This is a genomic window from Thermomonospora catenispora, from assembly GCF_006363815.1.
Taxonomy (GTDB): domain Bacteria; phylum Actinomycetota; class Actinomycetes; order Streptosporangiales; family Streptosporangiaceae; genus Thermomonospora; species Thermomonospora catenispora.
Genome location: NZ_RRYT01000002.1, coordinates 23855 through 38550, shown reverse-complemented (window position 1 = coordinate 38550; position 14696 = coordinate 23855). Strand labels below are relative to the sequence as shown.

General features: G+C 72.9%; 14 protein-coding genes, 1 pseudogene and 1 riboswitch. Of the genes and pseudogenes, 8 read left to right on the top strand and 7 right to left on the bottom strand.

Going from position 1 to position 14696, the window contains the following annotated elements:
• The first annotated feature begins 76 nt into the window (after positions 1 to 76).
• Both EIO00_RS01980 and EIO00_RS01975 read left to right on the top strand, forming a co-directional pair.
• The gene (locus tag EIO00_RS01980) at positions 77 to 703 is read left to right on the top strand and encodes a TetR/AcrR family transcriptional regulator (RefSeq protein WP_140175154.1); all 627 of its coding nucleotides are present in this window, start codon (positions 77 to 79) and stop codon (positions 701 to 703) included.
• A 61-nt stretch (positions 704 to 764) separates the two neighbouring features.
• Positions 765 to 1349, top strand: a pseudogene (locus tag EIO00_RS01975) (SDR family NAD(P)-dependent oxidoreductase); the annotation flags it as partial.
• Positions 1350 to 1596: 247 nt separating this feature from the next.
• Here EIO00_RS01975 and EIO00_RS01970 read toward each other — a convergent pair.
• The 3 genes from EIO00_RS01970 to EIO00_RS01960 all read right to left on the bottom strand — a co-directional run bounded on the left by EIO00_RS01970 (position 1597) and on the right by EIO00_RS01960 (position 5069).
• Positions 1597 to 2319: a 4'-phosphopantetheinyl transferase family protein gene (locus EIO00_RS01970; RefSeq protein ID WP_241661057.1), complete on the bottom strand. Its 723-nt coding sequence runs from the start codon at positions 2317 to 2319 to the stop codon at positions 1597 to 1599.
• Between the two features lie 571 nt (positions 2320 to 2890).
• Positions 2891 to 3616, bottom strand: a complete 726-nt coding sequence (locus tag EIO00_RS01965; protein WP_140175152.1) for a hypothetical protein — start codon at positions 3614 to 3616, stop codon at positions 2891 to 2893.
• A 145-nt stretch (positions 3617 to 3761) separates the two neighbouring features.
• Entirely contained in the window at positions 3762 to 5069 is a 1308-nt protein-coding gene (locus EIO00_RS01960; RefSeq protein ID WP_140175150.1) for a M50 family metallopeptidase, read from the bottom strand.
• A gap of 227 nt (positions 5070 to 5296) precedes the next feature.
• Here EIO00_RS01960 and EIO00_RS01955 point away from each other — a divergent pair, with 227 nt between their 5' ends.
• From EIO00_RS01955 to EIO00_RS01935, 5 genes are all read left to right on the top strand, one after another.
• Complete coding sequence (locus tag EIO00_RS01955) at positions 5297 to 5764, top strand: TIGR00725 family protein (RefSeq protein WP_140175148.1); 468 nt, start codon at positions 5297 to 5299, stop codon at positions 5762 to 5764.
• 58 nt (positions 5765 to 5822) lie between these two features.
• Positions 5823 to 5919, top strand: a riboswitch (glycine riboswitch).
• Between the two features lie 163 nt (positions 5920 to 6082).
• Positions 6083 to 7183: a glycine cleavage system aminomethyltransferase GcvT gene (gene gcvT / locus EIO00_RS01950; RefSeq protein ID WP_140175146.1), complete on the top strand. Its 1101-nt coding sequence runs from the start codon at positions 6083 to 6085 to the stop codon at positions 7181 to 7183.
• 30 nt (positions 7184 to 7213) lie between these two features.
• Positions 7214 to 7603 carry a glycine cleavage system protein GcvH gene (gcvH, locus tag EIO00_RS01945; RefSeq protein WP_140175144.1) on the top strand — a complete coding sequence of 130 codons (390 nt, stop codon included), beginning with the start codon at positions 7214 to 7216 and terminating at the stop codon, positions 7601 to 7603.
• Entirely contained in the window at positions 7603 to 8865 is a 1263-nt protein-coding gene (gene glyA, locus EIO00_RS01940) for a serine hydroxymethyltransferase (protein WP_140175142.1), read from the top strand. Before gcvH ends, glyA begins: the two co-directional genes overlap by 1 nt.
• A gap of 79 nt (positions 8866 to 8944) precedes the next feature.
• On the top strand, positions 8945 to 10318 hold the full coding sequence (locus EIO00_RS01935) for an L-serine ammonia-lyase (RefSeq protein WP_140175140.1): 1374 nt from the start codon (positions 8945 to 8947) through the stop codon (positions 10316 to 10318).
• Positions 10319 to 10346: 28 nt separating this feature from the next.
• Here the strand turns inward: EIO00_RS01935 and EIO00_RS01930 are convergent, their stop codons facing one another.
• From EIO00_RS01930 to purU, 4 genes are all read right to left on the bottom strand, one after another.
• Positions 10347 to 11150, bottom strand: coding sequence for a maleylpyruvate isomerase family mycothiol-dependent enzyme (locus tag EIO00_RS01930; protein ID WP_140175138.1), 804 nt, complete (start codon positions 11148 to 11150; stop codon positions 10347 to 10349).
• Positions 11151 to 11190: 40 nt separating this feature from the next.
• Entirely contained in the window at positions 11191 to 11904 is a 714-nt protein-coding gene (gene pgeF / locus EIO00_RS01925; RefSeq protein ID WP_140175136.1) for a peptidoglycan editing factor PgeF, read from the bottom strand.
• Between the two features lie 393 nt (positions 11905 to 12297).
• Positions 12298 to 12474 carry a hypothetical protein gene (locus EIO00_RS24055; RefSeq protein ID WP_161602629.1) on the bottom strand — a complete coding sequence of 59 codons (177 nt, stop codon included), beginning with the start codon at positions 12472 to 12474 and terminating at the stop codon, positions 12298 to 12300.
• 190 nt (positions 12475 to 12664) lie between these two features.
• The gene (gene purU / locus EIO00_RS01920; protein ID WP_140175134.1) at positions 12665 to 13519 is read right to left on the bottom strand and encodes a formyltetrahydrofolate deformylase; all 855 of its coding nucleotides are present in this window, start codon (positions 13517 to 13519) and stop codon (positions 12665 to 12667) included.
• Positions 13520 to 13745: 226 nt separating this feature from the next.
• Between purU and EIO00_RS01915 the strand changes: the two genes are divergently transcribed.
• Positions 13746 to 14669 (top strand): CE1 family esterase, encoded by a 924-nt coding sequence (locus EIO00_RS01915; RefSeq protein WP_241661056.1) that lies wholly within the window; start codon positions 13746 to 13748, stop codon positions 14667 to 14669.
• Positions 14670 to 14696: the final 27 nt, after the last annotated feature.

Genomic DNA, 14696 nt, shown 5'->3' with positions numbered 1-14696 from the left:
AGCAGTAGCTTACTGACGGTAGGTCCAACAAGCGGGAGTTCCTGTGAACGGTGCCACAACCAGGACACGGCGGCGGATGTCTCGAGCCGACCGCAGGCGCCAGCTGCTCGAGACGGCCGAGCAGGTGTTCGCCGAACGGGGCTTCCGCGCGGTGTCGATGGACGAGATCGCCGAGCGCTGCGGGGTGTCCAAGCCGCTGCTGTATGAGCACTTCGGCAGCAAGGACGGGCTGGTGCAGGCGACGATCGACCGGGTCAGGGCCGAGCTGTACGAGGCCACCTCGGCGGCGATGGCCCAGGCCCGCGACCCGCGCGAGATGGTCTGGCGCGGGATGCTGGCGTACTTCGAGTTCATGGACGCCCACAGCCGGTCGTTCATGATGCTGCTGCAGGAGCCGATGGTGGTCCCCGGCGGCACCGACGACGTGCTCGAGCAGACCCGGCGGCAGCAGAGCGGGCTGATCGCACCGCTGCTGGCGGCGCTGGCGCCGGACGTCCCTCCGGCGGCCGTGGAGGCCTACACCGAGATCATCATCGGCGGATGCGAGCGGCTGGCGCTGTGGCGGTTGAGCCACCCGGAGCTCAGCGCCCGCGACGCGGCCCGCTACATGACCGACTTCACCTGGAACGCGCTGCGCGAGCACGTCAGAGCGGACCTCATGCCCCCGCCGCTCGGTCCCGACGCGCCGAGCGGCGCGTCGTGATCGGACGTTTCCTCAGGCCGGCGACCGGGGAAGGACCCCTCCTGACATCGCGGAGGTCGCCATGCCCCTGGCCCCTTTCGACGGCGCGCTGGCGGTGGTCACCGGAGCCGGCAGCGGTTTCGGTCGGGCCACCGCGCTGGCCCTGGCCGAGCGCGGCGCCACGGTGATCGCCGCCGACATCGACGGCTCCGCCGCCGAGCGGACCGCGACGCTGGCCGGCGCCCGCGGCCCGGCGGCCACCGCCTGGCGGGTGGACGTGGCCGACGCCGCGGCGATGGAGGAGTTCGCCGCCGCCGTGCGGGACGGGCACCGGGTCCCCGACATCGTGGTCAACAACGCCGGGATCACGATGAGCGGGCCGTTCCTGGAGACCGGCCCGGCGGACTGGGAGCGCATCATGGGGGTCAACCTGTGGGGCGTGATCCACGGCTGCCGGCTGTTCGGCGCGCAGATGGCGCAGCGCTCCCGGGCCCTGCCGATCAGGCCGGAGCGGCCCAACAAGGGCGGCCACATCGTCAACATCGCCTCCGCCGCCGCCTACTGCCCCAGCCGCATGCTCCCCGCCTACTGCACCACCAAGGCGGCGGTGCTGATGCTCAGCGAGTGCCTGCGCGCCGAGCTGGCCTCCGACCGCATCGGGGTGACCGCCGTCTGCCCCGGCTTCTCCGCGACGAACATCCTCCGCAACGCGCGCTTCGTCGGCATGGACGAGGCCCGCGCCGAGCGGCTGCGGGCGCTGGGCGAGAGAGGGCTGCGGCTGCGCCGCTACCCGCCCGGAGAAGGTCGCCGAGCGCATCATCGAGGCCATCGTGAAGAACAAGCCGGTCGTGCCGGTCAACGCCGAGGCCCGCCTGCTGCACGGGCTGTCGCGGCTGTCCCCGGCCGTCGTGCGGCTACTGGCCCGCGTCCCAGCTCCCCGGCTCGGCTAGCCCGGGGCTCGCGGAGCGTTCGACGATCACCGGGTCGGGCTGGTCGATCAGGGCCAGGCAGGCGGCGTAGCCGGGGCCGGGGGCCAGGGTCCGCAGGGTCATCCGGCCGGGCAGGTCGCGACGCCCCTTCCAGGACAGCAGCCGCGGGGGCTCGTCGGGCGCGGAGACCCGCACGTCGGTCAACGGGACCCGCAGCCCGTCGCCGGTGGCCTTCACGACGGCCTCCTTGCGGGTCCAGTAGGTCAGCAGGCCGCGCCGGAGCCAGGCCGCCCCCAGGTCCCGCAGGTCGGCGACCTCTTCGGAGCCGAGCAGCTGCCGGACGATGCCCTCGCCCAGCCGGCCGGAGTCCTGTTCGACGTCCACGCCGACCGGCCCGCCGCGGCTCAGCGCCACGACCACGAGGTCTCCCGAGTGCGAGACCGACAGCTGCGGGCCGCCCTCGATCACGGGACGTCCGTGCGGGGCCCCGCAGCCCGGGCACGTGCGATCCACCGGCACCCGCTCCGGCCGGACCCCCAGCAGGGCCCCGGCGGCCAGCCGGGTCACGGCGACGCCCACGGTGAAGCGGTCGCGGTCGGCCTCGCGCCGGTACCGGTCGCGGCGGGCGCGCTCGGTGTCGTTGAGCAGGTCCACATGCCAGGGGCGCACGTCCTCGCGCCTGGCCCACCACACCTGACACTCCAGCACGCGCCCCAACGTACCCATGCCGGTCATCGACCGATGTCCGGAACGGCTCATCCGGACGGGGGCGGGCGCGGCCCCGCGTCCGCCGGCGAGGAGCGGAGGGCGGCCCCCCTCACGGGGAGATGCGGCGGGCATGCGGCCGGCCCGGCCGGCCGCCACCACGTTCGGCAGTCACAGAACGGCCGTCACGCCTTGACCGATATTCGCGCCACTTACCATTCGTGACGTCCCTCTCAATGGACGCGCAGAACTTTCCTCGGAGTTAACCAAAATGTGGGCAGCCGGCAACAGCAAGGCCGCCGGGCGGAACCTCCGCCCGGCGGCCTGCTCGGCAGTGCCGTGCTCTTCTTGACGGGGTGATCGCGAGTCCAGGCCGACCTAGACCCAGGACACCCCCACCAATCGAACGGCCACGTGTGCGCCCTCCTCCTCCTGGGCACGCGTCTCCCCTCTGCGCGTGCCCGACGCCGGGACCGATACCCTCCGCGAATCGGCTTACACCCGTATTTACCGAGACAGCTTAACGGTGAATCGTCGGTCACTTAACGGGTTCGGCCGATTACCCGCAAACGTTTTAGCCCAGACTCCCCAGGACTTCTCGGGCGACCGCGGCGGCCTCCTCCAGGCACCGCTCCCGTTGCCGCGGCGACGGCTCCGTTCCGGCCGTCGGTTCGCTGTAGCCGGCCGTGATCACCACGTTGCCGGTGCGCACCGCGACCTCGCCGATCGCCAGCGGCCGCCGCCGGTCCACCTTGAACCAGCGGTACGCCTGGTCGCCCAGGCCCGGCAGCGCCTCCAGGGTGACCGTCCGGTCCTCGGTCGAGCGGCCGGCCAGCGTCCACTTGATGTCGAAGTGCCGCTGGGCGCTCTGCTCCGGGGTGAACGCGCCGATCTCGGTGTACAGCCGCAGGTCGACCGACAGCCACCGGGGCTCGCCCGACGTCGAACCGTACCCGCAGTAGCCGAACGTGGCGTTCCCGCTGGAGGTCGGCCGTCCACCCGGCACCAGCCGCCGCACGGTCCGCTCCGAGACGGTGCCGCACGCCGGCGGCAGCGTCGAGTAGCGGCGCCGCGAAGCGGTGGGGGCCCCGCCGGGAGCCGAGGAGGCCGTCCGGCCCGACGCCGCCCGGCCGTCGTCGCCCCCCACGGGCAGCAGGAACACCAGCGCCATCGCCGCCGCCGCGACGACCGCCGCCGCCGACAGGACGGTGAGGCGCCCGGGCCGACGGCGCCGCGGCGTCGGCGGCTCCGGCGGCGAGTAGATCCGGTCGAAGTGCTCGGGCGGCCGCGGCAGGCCCACTCCGCTCCCCTCTCCCCGGTGGTCACCATCCGAAAGGCTAGGCAAAGGCCGCGGCCCCCGCCAGGCGGGGATCGGCTGTCGAGAAGGCCACGAAGCGGTGCCGTCCGCGACCGTCTGCGCAGGCCCTTGCGCCCCGGCGAAGGGGTCAGCCGGTGAAGTGGATGGGGTTGACCAGGTCCGCGTAGATGAGCAGGGCGCCCATCACCAGCAGGATCCCGGCCATCACATAGGTGAGGGGCAGGGCCTTGGCCACGTCGACGTAGCCTGGGTCGGGACGGCGCAGCAGGCGGGCGGTGCCGCGCTTGACGGCCTCCCACAGGGCTCCGGCGATGTGGCCGCCGTCCAGCGGCAGCAGCGGGATCAGGTTGAACATCCCGACGCCGAAGTTGACCGCGGCCAGCACCGAGACGAACCAGACGATCTTGTCGGTGGTGGGGTGCTCGGAGGCGATGATCTCACCGCCGATGCGGCTGGCGCCGACCACGCCGATCGGGCCCTCGGGGTCGCGCTCGGCGCCGCCGAAGGCGGCGTGCCACACGTCGACCATCCGCTGCGGCAGCTGCACCAGCGCGACCACGGTCCGCCGGGTCATCTCCGCCATGCGCTCGGCGACCGCGCCGGGGCCGAGCCGCTCCCGTTCCACCAGCGGGGAGATGCCCAGGAAGCCGACGGTCTCGATCTTGTCGGGGTCGTCCAGCGAGCGCAGCCGGTTGGTGGTGACGGGGATGTGGAGCGTGCGCCGCGTCCCCTCCCGATCGGCCACGACGACCTGCACGGTCTTGCCGCCGGAGCGGCGGATGAGGCGCTGCAGCTGCTCGTAGTCCTCGATGCGGACGCCGTCGTAGGAGATGAAACGGTCCCCCGGACGCAGTCCCACCGCGGCGGCGGGGGTGAGCCGCTCGCCGGGACGGCACTCCTGACGGCCCGCCTCGGCCGCCGGGATGACGCACTTGGACACCGAGCTGATCACCGGCTGCGGCCGCTCCACCCCGAACCCCATGATCAGGATGGCGAAGAACACCACCGCCAGCAGGATGTTCATGGCCGGGCCGCCGAGCATGATCAGCAGCTTCTGCCACCACTTCTTGGAGTAGAACACCCGGTTCTCGTCCCCCGGGCCGACCTCCTCCAGCGCCGCGCCCCGGGCCGAGTCGATCAGCCCCTGGAACGGCCCGGTCCGCATGGTGCGCGCCCGCCCGGACGGGTCGCCCTTGACGGGCGGCAGCATGCCGATCATCCGGATGTAGCCGCCGAACGGCAGCCATTTGATCCCGTACTCGGTCTCCCCGCGGCGGACGGACCACAGGGTGGGCCCGAAACCGACCATGAACTGCGGGACGCGCACCCCGAAGAGCTTGGCGAAGCTGAAGTGCCCCAGCTCGTGCAACGCGATCGACAGCATGAGCAGCAGGAAGAACAGCAGCGCGCCGCCCAGCACGATCAGCGATTCCATGAGCCCTCCGACGATCTGCGCCCCCGCGATCGGGTCAAGCGTATGCCATCCGGTACGAACGGACCCGCCGGAAAGGTTTCCGGACCCGGTCGCCCGCGCGGCCCTGCCCGCCCTCCGCGCGGCGGTCCCCGCGCCGCCCCGCCGGACCCTTCGGCGGTCCCGGCCCCGCCGTTTCCGCGCGGCGCGCCCCTCCCCCGCGGCGGGCGCGGGCGGCTACCGTGAACCGGGTGAGGCCCCAGATCGCGGTGTGCGGTCCGGCGGACTGCACCCCTCGGGAGGAACGGGACGCCCGCGAGGTCGGGCGGCTGCTGGCCGAGCGCGGCGCGGTCGTATTGTGCGGCGGCTACGGCGGCGTGATGGCGGCGGTGGCCGCCGGGGCGCGGGCGGCCGGCGGCACGGTGGTGGGCATCCTCTCCGGCGACGACCGCGCCGGGGCCTGCCCCGACCTGACCGTCGCCCTCCCCACCGGCCTCGGACAGGCCAGGAACGTGCTGCTGGTGACCGCGGCCGACGCGGTGATCGCGGTGGGCGGCTCGTGGGGGACGCTCTCGGAGCTGGCGCACGCGATGCGCCGCGGAGGCGTCCCGGTGGTGCAGCTCGGCGGGTGGCGGGTGCTGGACGCCGACGGCCGGGAGCCGCCGGGCGTCCGGCACGCGGCCGACCCCGCCGAGGCGGTCCGGCTGGCCTTGGAGTGAACACCGCTCCGGCCCTTCGCCCGGCCGCCCGGCGCTGCTAGCCTGAGGCACGCGCCGATGACTCCGCGCGGGAGAGCGCCCTCGCAGCCGGCGGGGGACGCCGAAGGAGCAACTCCTCCCCGGAACCTCTCAGGCACCAGGACCGCACGGAAGCAGGCGTCCTCTGGAAAGCGGGGACTCCGGTCCCCCGCCGACGGTGAAAGCCTCCCGCCCCGCGGGGGGCGAATCTCTCAGGCTCCGATGACAGAGGGGGAGGCGCCGTCCAGCCTGGTCCGGATGGGAACATGAGACCAGTGCAGCGTGACAAGGAGCCGACCCGTGCCTGCCGATGACACCACCGCCAAGCGGACCCCGCTGTATGACGTGCACCGCGAGCTGGGCGCGACCATCGTGGAGTTCGCCGGTTTCCTGATGCCCCTGCGGTACGACGGCGAGACCGCCGAGCACCGGGCGGTCCGCACCGAGGCGGGGCTGTTCGACCTGTCCCACATGGGGGAGATCTTCGTCACCGGCCCCCAGGCCGCCGAAGGACTGGACTACGCGCTGGTGGGCGAGCTGTCGACGGTCGCGGTGGGCCGCGCCCGCTACACCATGCTCTGCGCCCCGGACGGCGGGGTGCTCGACGACCTGATCGTCTACCGGCTGGCCGAGGAGGAGTACCTCGTCGTCGCCAACGCCGCCAACACCGCCACGGTCCGCGACGCGCTCACCGAGCGGATCGCCGGGCGGTTCGACGCCCGCGTGGCCGACCGCAGCGACGAGCACGCGCTGATCGCGCTGCAGGGTCCGCGATCGCAGGAGATCCTGAGCCGCTTCACCGACGCCGCTCTGGACGATCTGAAGTACTACGCCTGGCGGCGCGGGCGGGTCGCCGGAACGGACGCCGTGATCGCGCGCACCGGGTACACCGGCGAGGACGGCTTCGAGCTGTTCGTGGCCGCCGACGACGCCGTCGCGGTGTGGAACGCGCTGGCCGGGGCGGAGGGCGTGACGCCGGCCGGGCTGGCGGCGCGGGACACGCTGCGGCTGGAGGCGGGCATGCCGCTGTACGGCAACGAGCTGACCGCCGAGATCACTCCGTACGAGGCGGGGCTGGGCCGGGTGGTCAAGCTGAGCAAGCCGGGCGACTTCGTGGGCCGGCAGGTGCTGAGCGCCTACGCCGAGACCCCGCCGGGCCGTACGCTCGTGGGACTGGTGGCGCGTGGCCGGCGGGCCCCCCGCAAGGGGTATCCGGTGGTCGCCTCCGACGGCACGACCTGCGGGGTGGTGACCAGCGGCGCCCCGTCGCCGACCCTGGGCAAGCCGATCGCCATGGCCTACGTCGACAGCGGAGCCGTCGGCGGCGAGCTGGCCGTCGACGTCCGCGGCAGGCGGGAACCGGTGGACGTGGTCGACCTGCCGTTCTACAAGCGTTCGTAAACGTGCGGATCCGGAAGAGAGAAAGCGATCGTGAGCGTTCCTGAGCAGCTCCGTTACAGCGAAGAGCACGAGTGGGTGGCCGGCCTCGACAACGAGGACGGCATCGTCACCATCGGCATCACCGCGCACGCCGCGGACGCGCTCGGTGAGATCGTCTATCTGGAGTTGCACTCCGGGGAGGGCGACACCATCGAGGCCGGTGAGCCGTGCGGCGAGCTGGAGTCGACCAAGTCGGTCAGCGACCTGTACGCACCGGTGTCCGGCGAGATCACCGCCGTCAACCAGGCGGTCATCGACGAGCCCAAGGTGATCAACGACGACCCGTACGGCGAGGGGTGGATCCTCAAGGTGCGGGTCAGTGAGGAGCCCGGCGACCTGCTGGACGCCGAGTCTTACAGCAAGCTGATCGAGGAGTCCTGATGAGCTTTGGACTGCACGACCCGCTGGCCGCGGTCGATCCGGAGATCGCCGAGGCCGTGGCCGCGGAGCTGCGCCGCCAGCAGAACACGCTGGAGATGATCGCCTCGGAGAACTTCGCTCCGGTGGCGGTGCTTCAGGCGCAGGGCTCGGTGCTGACCAACAAGTACGCCGAGGGCTATCCGGGCCGCCGCTACTACGGCGGGTGCGAGTACGTGGACGTGGCCGAGCAGCTGGCGATCGACCGGGCCAAGGCGTTGTTCGGCGCCGAGCACGCCAACGTGCAGCCGCATTCGGGCGCGCAGGCCAACACGGCGGTGTACTTCGCGCTGCTGGAGCACGGCGACACCATCCTGGGCCTGGACCTGGCGCACGGCGGTCACCTCACCCACGGGATGCGGATCAACTACTCCGGCAAGATGCTGAACGTGGTGCCCTACCACGTGCGCGCCGAGGACGGCCGCGTCGACATGGACGAGGTGGCGGAGCTGGCGGCCGAGCACCGGCCGAAGATGATCGTGGCGGGTTGGTCGGCCTACCCCAGGCGGCTGGACTTCGCCGAGTTCCGGCGGATCGCCGACTCGGTGGGCGCGCTGCTGATGGTGGACATGGCGCACTTCGCCGGGCTGGTGGCGGCGGGGCTGCACCCCTCGCCGGTGCCGTACGCCGACGTCGTCACCACCACCACCCACAAGACGCTGGGCGGGCCGCGCGGCGGGATGATCCTGTGCCGCGCCGAGTACGCCAAGAAGATCAACTCGGCGGTGTTCCCGGGCATGCAGGGCGGCCCGCTGGAGCACGTGATCGCGGCCAAGGCGGTGGCGCTGAAGATCGCCGCGTCCGAGGAGTTCCGGGAGCGGCAGGCCCGCACCGTGGAGGGCGCGAAGATCCTGGCCGAGCGGCTGCTGGCCGAGGACTGCGCCAAGGCCGGGGTGCGGGTGCTCACCGGCGGCACCGACGTGCACCTGGTGCTGGTCGACCTGGTCAACTCCCAGCTCACCGGGCGGGACGCCGAGGATCTGCTGCACTCGGTGGGCATCACGGTCAACCGCAACGCGGTGCCGAACGACCCGCGACCGCCGATGGTCACCTCCGGTCTGCGGGTGGGCACGCCCGCCCTGGCCACGCGAGGGTTCCAGGCCGAGGACTTCGCCGAGGTCGCCGACGTCATCGCGCTGGCCCTGCAGCCCGACCCCGACATCGCCGCGCTGTCGGCCCGGGTGCGGGCCCTGGCCGACAAGCACCCGCTCTACCCCGGCCTGTGACGCCGTCGCCCTGATCCCCGGCCCGGCGCCGCGGGATCGGGGCGGGGCACGCCGGGCCTTGGCCTACAACGAGGTAGCCATGGCCATCAGCGTCTTCGACCTGTTCAAGGTGGGCATCGGGCCGTCCAGCTCGCACACCGGCGGCCCGATGGTCGCCGCCCATCGTTTCGTCCGCGGCCTGGACCGGGACGGTCTGCTGGAGAAGACCGCCTCGGTGCGGGTCGTGCTGTACGGGTCGCTCGGCCTGACCGGCAAGGGGCACGGCAGCGACAAGGCCGTCATGCTGGGCCTGGAGGGCGACACACCGGAGCTCGTCGACGTGGACGCGGTCCCCGGGCGGCTGGCCGCCATCGGCGAGCGGGGCGCGCTGCGGCTGCTCGGCCGGGTGGAGATCCCGTTCGCGGTCGGGGAGCACCTGGTCTTCGAACGCAAGCGGTCCCTGCTGGGGCATCCGAACGGGATGCGCTTCACCGCCTACGACTCCGGCGGCGAGGAGCTGCGCTCCCGGGTGTACTACTCGGTCGGCGGCGGGTTCGTGGCGGACGAGAACGCCACCGGGGCCGACCGGATCAAGCCCGACGACACCGTCGTCCCCCATCCGTTCGAGTCGGCCGCCGAGCTGCTGGCCCGCTGCGCCGAGACGGGGCTGTCGGTGTCGGCGCTGATGCTGGCCAACGAGCGGGCGTTCGGCCGCAGCGAGGCGCAGATCCGGGACGGGCTGCTGGAGCTGTGGCGGGTGATGCGCGCCTGTGTGCGGCGCGGCTGCACCACCGAGGGGCTGCTGCCCGGCGGGCTGAAGGTCCGCCGGCGCGCTCCGCGGCTGCACCGCCGGCTGCGGACCGAGGGGTCGGCCGACCCGATGCACGCGATGGACTGGGTGACCCTGTTCGCCCTGGCGGTCAATGAGGAGAACGCCGCGGGCGGGCGCGTCGTCACCGCCCCCACCAACGGCGCGGCGGGCATCATCCCCGCCGTCCTGCACTACTACGACCGCTTCGTCCCCGGCGCCGACGAGACCGGCGTGGTGCGCTTCCTGCTGGCCGCCGGCGCCATCGGCGTCCTGATCAAGCAGAACGCCTCCATCTCCGGCGCCGAGGTCGGCTGCCAGGGCGAGGTGGGGTCGGCCTGTTCGATGGCCGCCGCCGGGCTGGCCGAGGTCCTCGGCGGCACCCCCGAGCAGGTGGAGAACGCCGCCGAGATCGGCATCGAGCACAATCTGGGGCTCACCTGCGACCCGGTGGGCGGCCTGGTCCAGGTCCCCTGCATCGAGCGCAACGCCGTGGGCGCGGTCAAGGCGATCACCGCGGCCCGCATCGCCCTGCACGGCGACGGCCGCCACTTCGTCTCCCTGGACAAGGCCATCAAGACCATGCGGGACACCGGCCGCGACATGCTCGACACCTACAAGGAGACCAGCCGCGGCGGCCTGGCCGTCAACGTCATCGAGTGCTGACGGCCCCGCGCCGGGGCGGTGCGCGGGGTCAGGGGGTGGTGTTCAGGTTGGCCAGGACCTTCGCGCCCAGCTCCCGGTCGCCGGCGACGGCGACGGGGACGGTGTCGGGGGTGCGGCGCCCGGTGGCCAGGAGCAGGTAGGTCTCCCACTCCATGGTCAGGGTCACGGTGGGGGTCTCGACGGGCTCGGTGTCGCGGGCGCGGCGGTCGTCGCCGACGGCGATGCACCGGGTGAACGCGACGGGCCCGGTGACCTCGAACCGGACGGTCTGGCCGGGCTCGGCGGCGACCTTCTTGCCCACCACGTACGGCAGGCCGAAGCCGAGGCGGTAGCGGGTGTACTCGGCGGCGGGGGCGTCGAGGTTGCCGGGGCGGCCCACGGCGCGCCGGATGTCCTGCTCGTGCACGTAGCAGTCGAAGGCGCGGAAGGTCATGAACTCCACATAGGGGACCTTCTTGCCGGTGGGGGCGGTGATCTCCTGGTCGGGGTCGATGCCGGGGAGCCGGGCCAGCCGGCGGTCGAGGGTCTCGACGAGCTCGGCGAGGACCTTGGGGCCGGGCACCGGACGGCGCACGTCCACGTCGACCTCGAGCATGCGGCCGAAGTCGTTGCGGATGTGCGGCAGGTCGTCCGGCAGGGTGTGCTGCGGCGCGGGGTCGCCGAGCAGGGCCCGCTCGATGCCGATCAGGTGGGAGAGGACGTCCTTGACCGTCCATCCCGGCAGATCGGTCGGCAGACCGTAGTCGGCGTCGGTGAAGTCCTGGGCGAGCGCGATCGTCGACCGCATGGTCTGCTCGTAGGCGGCCACCACCCGGGCCATGTCGTCTCTCATGGGGTGAGGCTGCCATGCCCGAATTTCGTGATGCAACCCCTCAGCTCAGCCAGATGTACCCGGCGAACCGTCCGGTGCGGTTCGAACGTCGGTAGGAGTACAGCTCCGGCGACTCCAGGGTGCAGCGGTCGTCGTGCCGGATGTCGGCGACGCCCGCCCGCTTGAGCTGGGCCTCCACTCCGGCCCGGATGTCCAGCGCCGGGGTGCCCCGCCGGGTGACGGCGCGGGTCTCGGGGACCAGCGCGGCCACCTCGTCGCGGACCTGGGCGGACACCTCGTAGCAGGCCCCGCAGGCGCACGGGCCGATCAGCGCGGTCATCCGGGCGGGGTCCGCGCCGCGCTCGGTCATCGCCGCCACCAGCGCCGGGACCACGCCCGCGGCGGTGCCCGCCCGCCCGGAGTGGGCGGCGCCCACGCATCCGGCGTCGGGGTCGGCCACCAGCACCGGGGCGCAGTCGGCCACCAGCACGGCCAGCCCCAGCCCCGGCCGGTCGGTGAAGATCGCGTCGACCCCCGGAGGGTCGTCGCCGAACGGCTCGGTCACGTACCGGACCTCGGCGCCGTGCACCTGTCGCATGTAGACCACGCGGGAGGGGTCCAGGCCCAGTTCCCGGGCGGTCAGCTCACGGTTGCGACGGACCGCCTCCGGGTCGTCGCCGACCGCGCCGCCGAGGTTGCGCTCGTCGAACGGCGGGGCGCTCACCCCGCCCGAACGGTCCGTGATGGCCACCTGCGCCCGTCCGGCCAATCGCATCCGCGTCGTCCCCTCCCGCCTCGGGGAATCCGTCCGGACGCAAGGCTATCGGCCGGCTCCGGCCCGCCGGGGGGCGGCTGCGGCGGGCGGGGCCCGCTCCGCGGAGGGGACGGGCCGACGCCCCCGGCCGCGCGCCCGCTCCCGCGGCGCGGCCACGGCCGCGCCGTCGCCGCGTCACGGCCGTTCATCGATGACGACGAATGCGCCGCACGCGGTGGATCGTCCGTGCGCCCGCACGACCGGCCGCACGAAGCGGTGGCCGGCGGCGGAGAGAAATCCGATCTCCGGGAAAGAGATCGCCGGGAAAAACCGTTCCGACGGCCCGGTCCGGCGACGCCGGACGGGGCCGGCGGCGCCCTGTCACACCGCCGACCCCGCCGTTCGCAGGCCGGATTACCGCGCCTTGCGCGCCTTGTCCCGCGCCCGCTGCGCCTTGCCGCGCAGCGCGTCCTCCGCCTGGTCCATGGACTGGCCGGCGCGGTCGGCCCGCTGGTCGGACCGGAGCTCGTCGTACTCCTGGGCGCCCTTGGCCGACGCCTTGGCCCGCTGCATCTTATTGCTGTTAGCCACGACAATTCCCCCCATTGTGTACGGCGTGGCCTTGCGCCCCGTATATAACCCGGCTGCCGGAAATCATGCACCGAATCTTCAGATCATTCCGGAGCGACCGAAAAACGGAGCCTAATACATTTTTCTAGGGCACACCGGGCACATATGGGCGAAATGCTCGAGCGTTTCGGCGCCCGAGGAGCCCTCCCGATCAGCGGAAGACGATCGTCTTGTCGCCGTCCAGCAGGATCCGGTGCTCGCTGTGCCAGCGGACGGCGCGGGCCAGCGCCAGGCACTCCATGTCCCGCCCCACCGCCATGAGATCCGCCGGACTGTGGGTGTGGTCGACCCGCGCGACCTCCTGCTCGATGATCGGCCCCTCGTCGAGGTCGGGCGTCACATAGTGCGCGGTGGCGCCGATCAGCTTGACCCCCCGGGCGTGGGCCTGGTGGTAGGGCCGGGCGCCCTTGAAGCTGGGCAGGAACGAGTGGTGGATGTTGATGATCCGCCCCGGCAGGCGGTTGCAGAACTCGTCCGAGAGCACCTGCATGTAGCGGGCCAGCACCACCAGATCCACCCGGTAGCGCTCCACCAGCGCCAGGACCTCGGCCTCCTGCGCGGCCTTGCCGCCCGGGCCGATCGGCAGGTGGTGGTAGTCGATGCCGTACGACTGGGTCAGCGGGCGCAGGTCCGGGTGGTTGGAGGCGACCGCCACGATGTCGATGTCCAGCAGCCCGGAGCGGGTCCGGTACAGCAGGTCGTTCAGGCAGTGCCCGGCCTTGGACACCATGATCAGCACACGGGTGCGGCTGCCGGGCTCATACAGCCGCCAGTCCAGCGCGAAGCGCTCCGCCCGGGCGTCCAGAGCGGCCCGCAGCTCGTCCGCCGTGACCCCCTCCGGCGCGCTGAACTGCACTCGCATGAAGAACCGTCCGGTGTCGACGTCGCCGTACTGCTGGCTCTCCAGGATGTTGCACTCGCGCTCGGCCAGCAGCCCGGAGACGGCGGCGACGATGCCGGGCCGGTCCGGGCACGAGAGGGTCAGGATGTAGGAGCTCGAAGTCACGGCAGGGCCTTCTGACGTTCTCACCGGGGTCCACTCGAGGCGCCGCCTTCGCTCCGCGGCGCCGCCGTCCACGATAGCCAGGCGCGCCGTCCGGGCACGACGTCCGGGAGCACCGTCCGGAAGCGGTCTCCGGGGAGCCGGTCCTCGGCGCCTCTTCCCCGGTGCCGGGCGGAGCGAGATCGTTCACCCGGAGGTTAAATTGCCCTGTATGCAACGGTTCGCGCCCTTGGCACCGGTTCTGGCGCTTCTGCTGGCCGCGTGCTCCGCCGGCGACGCGCCGGACCGGTCCGACGGCGGGACCGAGCGCGGGCGTCCCCCCGCCCGGGTCGCGGGCGTGCCCACCGCCCCGGGCACCCACACGCTGAAGGCGGACACCGGCGGCGTCGCCGCCCGGGAGTACCGGCTGCGGGTCCCGCCGCAGCTCGCCGAGCGGCGATGGCGCGACGGCCGGCCCGCCGCGCCGTTGCCCCTCCTCGTCGCCCTGCACGGCGGGGCGGCCGACGCCGGGCGCATGGAGCGGATCAGCGGCTTCGACGAGACGGCCGACCGCGAGGGCGTCCTGGTGGCCTATCCCGAGGGCTGGCTGATGAGCTGGAACGCCGGGTTCTGCTGCGGCCCGGCCAAGCTCGCCGGGATCGACGACGTCGGATTCGTCACCGCGCTCGTCAGGCGCCTCGTCGACGCCGGGCTGGCCGACCCCGACCGGGTGTTCGCGGCGGGGTTCTCCAACGGGGGCGGCCTCGCCTACCGGCTGGCGTGCGAGGCGCCCGGGACCTTCGCCGCGATCGGGGTGGTGGCGGCGGCGATGGCGATGCCGCGCTGCGATCCGGCGCCGACCTCGGTGCTGATCATGCACGGCACCCGCGACGGCTCGGTGCCTTATGAGGGGGGCGGGCGGATCGACTGGAACGACCCGCGCCCCTTCCCGCCGGTCTCCCACGCCGTCGACTACTGGCGCGAGAAGAACGGCCTCCCCCCGCTCGGCCGCGTCTTCAGGGTCGACGGCGGCCCGGACTGCCGTTCCACCGGGCGGGGCCGGTCGGGGACCGAGGTGGCGCTGTGCCGGATCGAGGGCGACGGCCACGCCTGGCCGACGGGGGCGCATCGCACTCTGTGGACGTTTTTCAAGGATCATCCGCGCCGGGACTAGAATGTGAGGACTTCTCATGTTTGCTGC